Source organism: Pseudomonas sp. zfem003 (genome assembly GCF_032621675.1).
In the GTDB taxonomy this organism is placed as follows: Bacteria; Pseudomonadota; Gammaproteobacteria; order Pseudomonadales; family Pseudomonadaceae; genus Metapseudomonas; species Metapseudomonas otitidis.
Genome location: NZ_JAVYJG010000010.1, coordinates 181,886 through 193,998 on the forward strand (window position 1 = coordinate 181,886; position 12,113 = coordinate 193,998).

General features: G+C 69.1%; 7 protein-coding genes and 1 pseudogene. 5 read left to right on the plus strand and 3 right to left on the minus strand.

The genetic code is table 11. The features are described 5' to 3' along the window. Positions 1-217: 217 nt before the first annotated feature. Together RTK35_RS23775 and RTK35_RS23780 are read right to left on the minus strand one after the other, a co-directional pair. Positions 218-3,487 (minus strand): carboxyl transferase domain-containing protein, encoded by a 3,270-nt coding sequence (locus tag RTK35_RS23775; RefSeq protein WP_316909145.1) that lies wholly within the window; start codon positions 3,485-3,487, stop codon positions 218-220. A gap of 43 nt (positions 3,488-3,530) precedes the next feature. Then, entirely contained in the window at positions 3,531-5,183 is a 1,653-nt protein-coding gene (locus tag RTK35_RS23780; protein ID WP_316909146.1) for an AMP-binding protein, read from the minus strand. Between the two features lie 190 nt (positions 5,184-5,373). Between RTK35_RS23780 and RTK35_RS23785 the strand changes: the two genes are divergently transcribed. Then, entirely contained in the window at positions 5,374-6,321 is a 948-nt protein-coding gene (locus tag RTK35_RS23785; RefSeq protein WP_316909147.1) for a LysR family transcriptional regulator, read from the plus strand. Between the two features lie 26 nt (positions 6,322-6,347). Further along, on the plus strand, positions 6,348-7,253 hold the full coding sequence (locus RTK35_RS23790; protein ID WP_316909148.1) for a phosphatase PAP2 family protein: 906 nt from the start codon (positions 6,348-6,350) through the stop codon (positions 7,251-7,253). 4 nt (positions 7,254-7,257) lie between these two features. Here the strand turns inward: RTK35_RS23790 and RTK35_RS23795 are convergent, their stop codons facing one another. Then, positions 7,258-7,644 (minus strand): hypothetical protein, encoded by a 387-nt coding sequence (locus RTK35_RS23795; RefSeq protein WP_052807525.1) that lies wholly within the window; start codon positions 7,642-7,644, stop codon positions 7,258-7,260. A 244-nt stretch (positions 7,645-7,888) separates the two neighbouring features. Here RTK35_RS23795 and tssI point away from each other — a divergent pair. The 3 genes and pseudogenes from tssI to RTK35_RS23810 all read left to right on the plus strand — a co-directional run. After that, positions 7,889-10,010 (plus strand): annotated as a pseudogene (gene tssI, locus RTK35_RS23800) (type VI secretion system tip protein TssI/VgrG); the annotation flags it as partial. A gap of 687 nt (positions 10,011-10,697) precedes the next feature. Continuing rightward, positions 10,698-11,474, plus strand: coding sequence for a hypothetical protein (locus RTK35_RS30670; protein ID WP_410478711.1), 777 nt, complete (start codon positions 10,698-10,700; stop codon positions 11,472-11,474). Continuing rightward, a complete protein-coding gene (locus RTK35_RS23810; protein WP_316909149.1) occupies positions 11,471-12,100 on the plus strand; it encodes a DUF2931 family protein in 630 nt (209 codons plus the stop codon). Before RTK35_RS30670 ends, RTK35_RS23810 begins: the two co-directional genes overlap by 4 nt. Positions 12,101-12,113: the final 13 nt, after the last annotated feature.

Here is a 12,113-nt window from a genome sequence, read left to right on the forward strand (position 1 = left end):
TTTACCTGATGCCGCTTTGCCTGCCCAAGACATGGCGTCGGATGCCCGGGCGACCCGGCAGCGTCACCCACCACAGGCCCTCGATTCGATACCGGGGCACAGCCTTGTAGGGTGGGCTTCAGCCCACCAACGGCAGGCAGCGAGGGCTGAAGCCCACCCCTACAGCGCTGACAAACGGCGCTACTGCGCAGGAGCGAGCTCTGCTCGCGAAGGCGGCCTACCAGGTATCCACGAATGACCGCTTGCGGCCTTCCGGTGCGGCGGAAGGCGCGGTGGCGTTGAGGCCGCGCAGGAGCCAGGCGCGGGTCTGCTCCGGGTCGATGACGGCGTCGATCTCCAGGAAGCTGGCCATGTTGATCGCCTTGCCGTTCTGGTAGGCCTTGTCGACCATCTTGCGGAACAGCCGCTCGCGCTCCCCGGCATCCTCCACGGCGGCCAGCTCCTTGGCGTAGCCCAGGCGCACCGCGCCTTCCAGCCCCATGGCGCCGAATTCGCCGCTGGGCCAGGCGACGGTGAACAGCGGCGAATGGAAGCTGCCAGCGGCCATGGCCTGGGCGCCCAGGCCGTAGCCCTTGCGCAGCACCACGGTGAACACCGGCACCTCCAGCGCGGCGGCGGCGACGAACATGCGCGAGACGTGGCGCACCGTGGCCTGCTTCTCCGACTCCGGGCCGACCATGAAGCCGGGGGTGTCGCACAGCGACAGCAGCGGCAGGCCGAAGGCGTTGCACAGCTGCATGAAGCGCGCGGCCTTGTCACCGGCCTGGGCGTCGATGGCGCCGCCGAGGTGGGCGGGGTTGTTGGCGATCAGTCCGAAGGGGCGCCCCTCGATGCGGATGAAGGCGGTGATCAGCCCCGGCGCGAAGGCGCGGCGCAGTTCCAGCACCGAGTCCGCGTCGGCCAGGGTCTCGATCAGCGCGCGGATGTCGTAGACCCGCAGGCGGTTCTCCGGGATGGCATGGCGCAGCGCACGCTGGTCGGCGCAGCGCCAGTCCGCCAGGCGGCCCTGGAAGTAGGACAGGTAGCGCTTGGCGGCGGCCACCGCTTCGGCCTCGTCCTCCACCAGGATGTCGATCACCCCGTTGGGCGCCTGCACGGCGGTCGGGCCGACCTCCTCGGCGCTGTAGCGACCCAGGCCGCCGCCCTCGATCATCGCCGGGCCGGCCATGCCGATGCTGGCGTTGCGGGTGGCGATGATCACGTCGCAGCAGCCCAGCAGGGCCGCGTTGCCGGCGAAGCAGCGACCGGAGACGACGCCCACCAGCGGCACCTGGCCGGAGAGCCGGGCCATGGCGACGAAGGTGTGGCAGTCCAGCCCGGCGACGCCGACGAAGTCCGAGTCCCCCGGCCGGCCGCCGCCGCCCTCGGCGAACAGCACCAGGGGCAGGCGCCACTGTTCGGCGAGGCCGAGCATGCGGTCGGTCTTCTTGTGGTTCATCACCCCCTGGGTGCCGGCGAACACCGTGTAGTCGTAGGCGATGGTCATGCAACGGGCGGCCTCGGCGCCAAAGGCGTCGGCGTTGACCGTGCCGATGCCGGCCACCAGACCGTCGGCCGGGCTCTGCTCGATCAGCTCCTCCAGGCTGCGGCGCCGGCGCTGGGCGGCCAGGGCGAGGGCGCCATATTCGATGAAGCTGCCGGCGTCGAGCAGGTCGTCGAGGTTCTCGCGGGTGGTGCGCTGGCCGGTCTTGCGGCGCTTGGCCACCGCCTGCGGGCGGCGTTCGTCGCGGGTGATGGCGTGGCGTTCTAGCACTTCGGCGAGGTCGGCGCGAATATGCACCAGGTCCAGGCTTTCCTCGCTGGCCACCGCCTCGCCGTCCACCTCCGCAGGCTCCAGGTAGAGCAGCGGCGCGCCTTCGAACAGGCTGTCGCCGGGCTGCACCGCCAGGGCGCGGACGCGGCCGCTGTGGCTGGCCTTGACCACGAATTCCATCTTCATCGCCTCCAGCACCGCCACCGGCTGGCCCAGGGCCACGCTGTCGCCTTCGGCCACGTCCAGGCTCACCAGCACGCCCTGGCTGGGGGCCAGCAGCGGCAGGCAGCCGGGCGGGGCGTCGATGCCGCCGGCCGGTTCGACCTGTGGGGCTGTGCTGCTGACGAACAGGTGCGGGTGGGCGCTGGGCTGGGGCGCCAGCAGCTCGGGCAGGTGGCGTTCGAGGAAGCGGGTGTCCACCGGCGCCACCAGTTCGGGGCGGCGCAGCAGGTTCTGCAGCAGGTGCAGGTTGCTCGCCACGCCTTCCAGGCGGAATTCGCAGAGGGCGCGGTAGGCCCGGCGCAGGGCGGCGGGCAGGTCGTCGGCCTGGACGATCAGCTTGGCCAGAAGTGCGTCGTAGCGCGGGTTGGTGGTGCAGCCGGCGTAGCCGTGGCCGTCCACCCGCAGGCCCGGGCCGCTGGGCGGCTCGTAGGCGCTGATGGTGCCGCCGGCGGGGCGCGTGCTGCCGTCGGCGAGCTGGGTCTCCAGGTTCACCCGCAGCTGCACGGCGACCCCGCGCGGGGCCACCGGCTCGTCCAGGCCGAGGTCCTCCAGGCGGGCGCCGGCCGCCAGGTGCAACTGGGCCTGGACCAGGTCGACGCCGGTGATGGCCTCGGTGATGGTGTGCTCCACCTGGATGCGCGGGTTGGCCTCCATGAACACGAAGTCGCCCCGGGCCGGGTCCACCAGGAACTCGAAGGTGCCCAGGCCCCGGTAACCCGTTTCGCCGGCCAGGCGCAGGGCGGCGTCGAGCATCCCCTGGCGCAGGGCCGGGGCGAGGTCGACGGCGGGGGCGATCTCCACCAGCTTCTGCTGGCGCCGTTGCAGGCTGCAGTCACGCTCCCACAGGTGGCTGACGCGCTCGCCGTCGCCCAGCACCTGCACCTCGATGTGCCGGGCGCCTTCGATGAGCCGTTCGACGTAGAGGTCGTCACGGCCGAAGGCGGCGCGGGCCTCGGACTGGCAGCGGGCGTAGGCCTCGTCCAGCTCCTCCGCCCTATGCACCGGGCGCATACCACGCCCGCCGCCGCCGGCCAGGGCCTTGAGCATCAGCGGGCCGTGGCTGGCGAGGAAGGCGCGGGCCTCCTCCAGTGAGGTGGGGCGGTTGGTGCCGGCGGCCAGGGGCACGCCGCAGCGCTCGGCTAGGGCGCGGGCGCGGGCCTTGTCGCCGAACAGGTCGAGGGCCTCGGGCGCCGGGCCGACGAAGCGGATGCCGACGGCCTCGCACTGGCGCGCCAGCTCGGCGTTCTCGCTGAGGAAACCGTAGCCGGGGTGCAGGGCGTCGCAGCCCTCGCGGCGGGCGATGGCCACCAGCTGGGCGATGTCCAGGTAGGCCGCCGGGCCCTGGCCGGCGAGGGCCACGGCGCGGTCGGCCTTGCGGGTGTGCAGGGCCGCGTGGTCGTCCTCGGCGTGGACGGCGACGCTGTCGATGCCCAGCTCGGCGGCGGCGCGGGCGATGCGGATGGCGATCTCGCCACGGTTGGCGATCAGCAGGCGTGCGAAGGGTCGGTTCACAGCAAGGCTTCCAGTTCGTTCTTCTTGATCTTCCCGGTGGCGGTCATCGGCATCGCCGGCAGCAGCCGCACCTCCGGTACTTTGTAGACGGCCATGGCGTCCTGGCACCAGGCGACCAGGCGACCAGGCTTTCCGGCGTCTCCTCGGCGCCCGGCTTGAGCACGATGAAGGCCACCGGCTGCTGCCCGCGCTGCTCGTGGGGGCGGCCCAGCACGGCACTGGCGAGCACGGCCGGGTGCTGGCCGAGCAGCGCCTCCAGCTCGCTGGGGAACACGCTCATGCCGTTGACCTTGAGCATCTCCTTGCGCCGGCCCAGGTAGCGGATGAAGCCGCGTTCGTCGATCACCCCCAGGTCGCCGGTGTGCAGCCAGCCGTCGCGCAGCACCTCGGCGCTGGCCTCCGGGCGTTGCCAGTAGCCCTTGAGCAGCGAGGGCGAGCGCAGGCACAGCTCGCCTTCGCGGCCCAGGGGCAGCAGGGCGCCGCTGTCGAAATCGCAGACCTTGAATTCGGTGCCCGGCACCGGCAGGCCGACGAAGGTGGGTGCCTGGCTGAGGTCGAAGTCGCCGTCCTGCAGGCCGTAGGTGAAGGTGTCGCAGGTGTGGGTCTCGGTCATGCCGAAGGCGAATTCGTAGAGGGTGCAGCCGGTGAGCTGGCGCCAGCGCGCGCGGTAGTCGCGGGTGAGCTTCTTGACGAAGGAGATGGCACCGACCCGGCGCAGGCTGGCGAAGTCGAATTCGCCGACGCGGGGGTGGTCCAGCACCTCGGCGGCGCTGTCCACCAGCAGGCCGCAGTGGCTGACACGGTAGTGCTGCACGGCGGCCATGAAGGCTTCCGCATCCCAGCGGGCGAGCAGCACCAGGGCGCAGCCGGCGTAGACCGGGAACAGCAGGCCAGCGTTTTCCCCGGCGATCCAGAACTCGGGGAGGAAGTTGAGCATCACCGACTGCGGGTCCAGCCCGAGGGCCACCGGCACGAAGCTGGCGCAGGTGTAGAGCATGTCGCCGTGGGTGTGGATGCAGCCCTTGGGCAGGCCGGTGGTGCCGCCGGTGTAGTTCAGCGCGGCGGCGTCTTCCAGGCGCGGCTGGTGGCTGGGCGTCGGCGCCTGGCAGGCGGCCAGGGCGGGGTAGAAGTCCAGGCAGTCCTCGGCGCTGGCCTTGGGCGCCAGCAGCAGGTCGGGCAGCGGCAGGCTCGGCGTGGCCGGGCGCAGTTCGCCGAGGCTGGTGGCGATCAGCAGGCGCACCGGGGTTTCCGCCTGCACCGCGCGCACCACCGGCAGCAGCTGGTCGAAGCACAGCAGCACGGCGGCGCCGCTGTCATTGAGCTGGTAGGCCAGCTCCAGCCCCTTGGACAGCGGGCTGACCGGCGCATAGAGCGCGCCGCACTTGAGGATGCCCCAGAAGGCGATGTGCAACTGCGGGCAGTTGGGCAGGAACACCGCGACCCGGTCCCCCGGCACCACGCCGCGCTCCACCAGCAGGGCGGCGAAGCGGTCGCTCAGGTGGTCCAGTTCCGCCCAGTCCAGGCGGTGGCCGTAGAAGTGCACGGCGGCGGCCTCGGGCTGGCGCCGCGCCCATTCGCGCAGGTATTCGGTGAGCGGGCGTTCCCCTAGCGGGTACTGGGGAGTACGGGGCAGGCCCTGGGGCCAGGCGAGCTTGCGGCGCTCGGCGAGCGCCTGCAGGTAGGCGTGTTCGTTCATGGGGCCTCGCTAGGGTTTGTTCTTGTGGTGCGGGGTCCGGGCATCCTAGGCAGCCCCCCGGGGCGTGGGAACTGATGGTTGTTCATTCACGATCATGAATCTGCTGCATGGTTGGTGGAGGTGGCGCTAGGGTGCCGTGCATGACCGGTGCAGAGGGGCGGGCACCCTCCGTGAGCGTGGAGGCGCAACCATGAATAAGGAACATGAATGGCCGTCCCTTGGCCGTGTTGATCTGAACTTGTTCCGCGTCTTCGACGTGATCCACCGCGAACGCAACCTGACCCGTGCGGCGGCAGTGCTGCACCTCAGCCAGTCGGCCATCAGCCACGCCCTGGCGCGCCTGCGCGAGCAACTGGGGGACCCGCTGTTCATCCGCGAGGGGCGCGGCGTGGCCCCCACCCCGGTGGCTCTGCGCCTGGCCCCGGTGGTGAGCGAGGCCCTGGCGCTGCTGCAGGGCGGGGTGGACCGGCTGCAGCAGTTCGACCCGACGCGGGACTCGCGCACCTTCATCCTCAACATGCCCGAGCAGCTGGAGCCGCTGCTGCTGCCGCCCATCGTCGCCGCCCTGCGCCCGCACCTGCCCCGGGTCGGCGTGCGCAGCACCAGCGTGCGCTGGGGCGAATTGAAACTGGAGATGGCCGCCGGGCACATCGACCTGGCCGTGGAGGTGGCGCGCCCGGCGGATGCCGAGCTGCGCCAGTGCCAGTTGCTGCGGGAGCCGCTGCGGGTGCTGGCCGGCCCGGCCTTCGTCGGCGAACTGGACGCCGAGCGCTACCTGGCGGCGCGGCACATCGCCGTCACCTCGCGGCGGCGCAGCATCTCGGTGGAGGACCTGGCCCTGGACAGCCTCGGCCTCTCGCGCCACGTGGTGCAGCGCTGCCAGCACTACCTCACCGCCGCGCAACTGGCCGCCGGCAGCGACGGGCTGCTGACCGTGGCCGCCGCCTACTGCCCGATGCTGACGCGCATCGCCCCGCTGCGGGAACTGCCGATGCCGCTGCCCCTGCCGCCGGTGACGCTGAACCTGTACTGGCACGAACAGGCGGCCGGCGAGCCGGGCAACCGCTGGCTGCGCGAGCGCTTGCTGGCCCAGCTCGGCGAGGGGCTTGCCGCTCCGCAGGTCCTCGCGTATCAGTAGGCGCCTTCCTCCGGAAAGGACTCGCCATGAACGAGCTGCTGCACAGCCTGGACTGGGTGCTGCCCCTGCGCAGCGACGCACTGACGCCGCTGATGCGCTTCTTCACCCTGCTGGGCTACGAGAAGTTCATCCTCTTCTTCCTGCCGCTGGGCTACTGGGCCTGGCAGCGCACGGTGTTCTTCCGCCTGCTGGTGCTGGTAGCGGTGACCGCGCTGCTCAACGCCTGGCTCAAGGACTACTGGCATGACCCGCGCCCGGACATTGCCCTGCGCATGGACCACGAGGTGGGCGAGAGCTTCGGCCTGCCCAGCGGCCACGCGCAGCTGTCGGTGGTGCTGTGGTTCTGGCTGGCGCTGGAAGTGCGCCGCCTGTGGTTCTGGGGCCTGGCCTGCGTGCTGGTGGCGGGCATCCTGTTCAGCCGCCTGTACCTGGGCGCCCATGATATCGAGGACCTGCTCGGCGGCAGCGCCCTGGGCCTGGCGACCCTCGGCCTGTTCGCCCTGGCCAGGCGCTGGCGCTTCTGGCGTGAGGGTCCGGCGCTGGCCCACCTGGCGCTGGTGGTGGCGGTGTCGGCGGCCTTCGCGCTCACCTGGCGCGGCGAGCCGCCGAGCTACGTACCGCTGCTGGCGGGGCTGATGCTGGTGGTGATCATCGGCTACCGGCGCGTGGGGTTCAGCGTGGCGGTGCCGCTGTGGCGACGGGTGACGGCGGCGGTGCTCGGCGCGCTGGCCTTCATCGGCCTGCAGTGGGGGTTGAAGCACACGGGGCTGGCGCTGCACCTGGAAGGCCCGGCCTGGCAGGCTTTCCGTGGCCTGGCCATCGGCACCTTCGTCGCGGTGCTGGCGCCCTGGGTGCTGGTGCGCCTGGGCCTGTTGGCCCCTGCGCCGGCACGGGACGAGGCGCCGGTCGACGCCTTGCCCCGCGCCGCCTGAGCCCTCAGGCGCTGCGTTCCACCCGCAGCGGGTAGGCCGAGCGCTCGCTCTCGCCCTTCTCCGGCAGCACCGCCAGGATCGACGCGGCCTTCGCCTCCAGGCGGTACCAGAGCCCGCGCGGAACCACGTAGAGCGAGCCCGCCGGCAGGGGCTCGCGTACCAGCCCGATCACCGCCAGCAGGCTGATCTCCATTTCACCTTCCAGCACCTGCAGCAGCGCATCGCCCTCGGGGTGGCGCTGCCACGGGCCTTCGCCGTCCAGGTGGCCCAGCTGCACCGTGGCCGGGCCCGGCTGGAAGGGCGCGACCGGCTGCAGCTCGGCACAGGCCGGCGCGAAGGGATGGGGTTTGGGGATGCCGTCGAGCACGGCCTGGATGGGGATCGCTTTCATGGGGGCCTCCCGGTGCGTGGGTCCGGGGACGTTAGCAGCCCGGGTGCCTCGGACGTTTCTGAAAGGCCTGTACGGCTAATGGTTGTGCCATTCGTAATTATTTTTAGGGGCTTCCTACGCGTGTTCGCGATGGTTACGGCTGCTTTGCTTTCTTTCCACCCCTTATTACGGAAGCGCCTGATGGAATCGCCCTTGCCCAACCCGGCAGGCTCCGTCCTCCCAGTTCCAATGGATGGAGCCTTTCATGTTCAACCCCGCCAACCAGGCGCACTTCAGCCTCGACATCGAAGGCGCCAACCCTGACTTCAAGGTCCTCGCCTTCACCGGCCACGAAGCCCTCAACCAGCCCTTCCGTTTCGACATCGAACTGGTCAGCGAGCGCAGCCGCCTCGACCTCGAAAGCCTCCTGCACAAACCCGCCTTCCTCGCCTTCACCCCCGACGGGCGCGGCGTGCATGGGCAGGTCTTCGGCATCGCCGTCGGCGAGATCGGTAACCGCCTCACCCACTACCACCTGACCCTCGTCCCGCGCCTCGCCTACCTCGCCCTGCGCCACAACCAGCGCATCTTCCAGCACCTCAGCGTCCCGCAGATCATCGGCCAGGTCCTCGAAGACCACGGCATCCTCGCCGACGCCTATAGCTTCCGCCTCGGCCCCAAGGCACCGCCGCCCCGGGACTACTGCACCCAGTACGACGAAAGCGACCTGCACTTCATCAGCCGCCTTTGCGAAGAAGAGGGCCTGCACTTCCACTTCGAACACCAGAGCGACAGCCACCTGCTGGTCTTCGGCGAAGACGCCAGCGCCTTCCCCAAGCTCGGCCGCCCCGTCGCCTACCTCGCCAACACCGGCCAGGTCGCCGACGAACCCGTCATCAAACGCTTCGGCCTGCGGATGGAAGCCCGCACCCTGCGGGTCACCCGCCGCGACTACCACTTCGAAAAACCCAGGCTGCTGATGGAAGCCGCCCACACACCCCAGGACGACCTCCCTCAACCCGACCTCGAAGACTACGACTACCCCGGCCGCTTCACCGACCGCGACCGTGGCCGCCGCCTCGCCCGCCAGGCCCAGGAACGCCACCGCCGCGACTACCGCCTCGCCGATGGCGACAGCGACGAACCGCGCCTGGTCAGCGGCCACCTCCTCAGCCTCTCCGATCATCCCAAGCAAGAATGGAACGACCTCTGGCTGATCACCGCCCTCCACCACGAAGGCAAGCAGCCCCAGGTGCTGGAAGAGTTCGCCAGCATCGACGGCATGGTGAAAAGCGCCAAGGACACCTTGCGCAACCTGGCCAGCAACGCCGCCAGCAAAGCCCTCGGCGTCTCACTGCCCACCGCCAGCGAACCCGCCTCGCCCGACGGCGACTTCAAACAGGGCTACCGCAACCGCTTCCAGGCCATCCCCTGGGACGTTCCCGCCCGGCCCGACCTCAACCACCCCAAACCGCGCATCCTCGGCAGCCAGACCGCCGTCGTCACCGGCCCAAAGGGCGAAGAACTGCGACCGCCACGGCCGCATCAAGGTCCAGTTCCACTGGGACCGCGAAGGCCAGGCCGACGAACACACCAGCTGCTGGCTCCGCGTTGCCAGCAGCTGGGCCGGCAACGCCTACGGCGCCATCGCCATCCCCCGCATTGGTATGGAAGTCCTCGTCACCTTCCTTGAAGGCGACCCCGACCAACCTTTGGTCACCGGCTGCCTTTACCACGGCGTCCACCAACCGCCCTACGAACTGCCCGCGAACAAGACCCGCACCCTGCTCAAGACCGACAGCAGCCCCGGCGGTGGGGGCTACAACGAACTGCGCATCGAAGACCGCAAGGGCCAGGAACAGATCTACGTCCACGCCCAGCGCGACTGGGACGAGAACATCGAACACGACCAGAAGATCCGCGTCGGCCACCAGCGCCACGACCGGGTGGAAGGCAGCGTCTACAGCGAATTCCTCGGCGAGCAGCACCACACCCTGCACAAGGACCGCAAGACCGAACTGAAGCTGGATGACCACCTCACCATCGGGAACGAGCAGCACATCCGCATCGGCAGCAACCGGCTCGTGGAAGCCGGGCAGGAAATACACCTCAAGGCCGGGCAGAAGTTGGTGATCGAAGCCGGCATGGAACTGACCCTCCAGGCCGGCGGCAGCTTCATCAAGCTCGATCCCGGTGGCATCACCGTCAGCGGCCCGCTGGCCAAGCTCAACGCAGGCGGGGCGCCGGGCAAGGGTAGCGGCCTGAAAGCCCTAGGCCCCTGGCTACCGGCCTCCGCCGCCCTGGCCATGGCCGGCAACCGCCTCAACACGGCGCAACCCTCGGCGCTGGCCAAGCGCCTGCAGGAGGCCGCCGAGCTGGAAGAGGAGGAGGAAGAAGAGGAACTGGAAGCCACGGAAACCGGCATCACCCTGCGCATCGGCCTGTTCTTCGACGGCACCGGCAACAACCTCGGCAACTCCGCCCTCACCGCCCAGTGCCAGCGCGACGACCGCGAGCTGTACGACGCGCAGAGCTTCGGCAGCCTGGTCGAGCACTGCAAACGCTACGGCTTCAAGGACATAAGCCCGGAGGGGCTGTTCGAAACGGCGCCGGACAACAGCTACGGCAACGCGGCGAGCAATGTGGCGTTGCTATATCGGCTGTACCGGGACAACACCACCATTCCTGTGGAACCAGATACACGCCTGGGTTACGTGCCGGTCTACCTCGAAGGCATCGGCACCGAGAGTGGCAGCCGGGACAATCTCTACAGCCAGGCCACCGGCCAGGGTTCGTCGGGTGTAACCGCCCGGGTCCAACAAAGTCCCAGCGCCATTGCCGAGCAAGTAACACTCTTCCTTTCAAAAAATCCGGCGGTCTCGGTCATCCGGCTCGAATTCGACATCTTCGGCTTCAGCCGGGGCGCAGCCTCCGCACGGCACTTCGCCAACGAGGTGCTCAAGCCTGGGGGCGGGGTGCTGGCCCAGGTGCTGGGGCCCGCCCGTCTCGGCCTGCCGGCGGACTTCGACTGGACAAGGGACGTGCAGATCAACTTCATCGGGCTGTTCGACACCGTGGCCGCCATCAACGCCCCGCTCAAGGGCGACTTTTCGGTCAACGACTACAACCCCGGCGTCAACCTCTACCTGCCGGCCGACTGCGCCCGCAAGGTGCTGCACATCACCGCGCGGGATGAAAAGCGCTGGCAGTTCGCCCTCAACCGCGTGTTCCCGGGGCATGAGGAGCTGGCGCTGCCGGGCGTGCACTCCAATATCGGCGGCGGCTACCGCCCGCAGCAGACCGAGCGCCTGCTGCTCACAAAGCCGGAAGTCACCCTGGTCACGCCCCGGCGCCCCCTGGAGCACAGCCCGGCCTGGCAACGGGCCTTGAAGGAAGCCGACCGCCTCATGGGCCGTGGCCTGCCAGGCAGCGGCGAGCTGAGCCCCATCGCCTGGCGCGCGGCCCAGCCCAAGCATGAACGGGGCATGGTGCCCAGCGAGCGCTGGATGGTCGCCGTGGCCATGGACCGCACGGTCTACGGCGACCTGTCGAAAGTGGCGCTGCGGGCCATGCATGAAGCGGCACTGAAACACGAGGTGCCTTTAGAACCGATTGATGACAGCGACTCGCGTTTTACTCTGCCGGAGGACCTTGCCCCCATTGCTGACAAGCTGCTCGCCTACGCCCGTGGTGCCAGCAGTCGCCTGACCTTGGAAGAAGAACGCCACCTGCTGGGCCGCTACATCCACACTTCCGCCCACTGGGTGCCAACCGCCGGCCTGCTGCTCAACAAACCGGCCAATCAGCGGCTGGCTTACAACCAACGACCTCAAGAGGGTTATCCGGAATGATCTTGCGACTGATCGTTGTCCTTCTGCTGCTCCTGCCCCTGAGCGGCTGCGCGAGTGGCGGCCCTAAGCTCCCCTATCCCACTTGGTACATCGGGCTCGGCGCACCTCGCTATATGGAAGCCCGAGTTGAAAGCGTGGACGTGGTCGACCGCCGTAACCTGGCATTTGAGGGCGTTCATGGTGGCGTGGTGGCCTACAACAACCGGACAGAGGGTTGGTGGGAAGGGGGCGGCAAGATGATGCCCATCAACAATGTCGACCTGCCTAATATCATCTTCGTGCGCTGGCAGTCCTTGGTGGAACCCCAGGTTTACAAGTTGCGCATTGATATCCCGGAGTGGGTACGGGAAGAAATGCTCGCTCCACGGACCGAGTACTGCTCTGTCACCAAGCAAGTCGATACCAGCTACCGCAAGATGATCAGCATTGGCCTAGCGCCGGGAGGCATAGTCAAGGTTTGGGTAGGAGGGGCTTGCCTGCCCTTTAAGGAAGTCGGCCGTTTCGTTGGTGTAGTAGAACCCAGGGGCACGCACAAAGGGTACAGAGGAGGACACTTCACCCTGAAGCCAAGCGAAGCAGCGCGTACCTACATTGAGGCGCACGGCATTCCGTATGACTCCTGGTAAGACATTCCCCCAC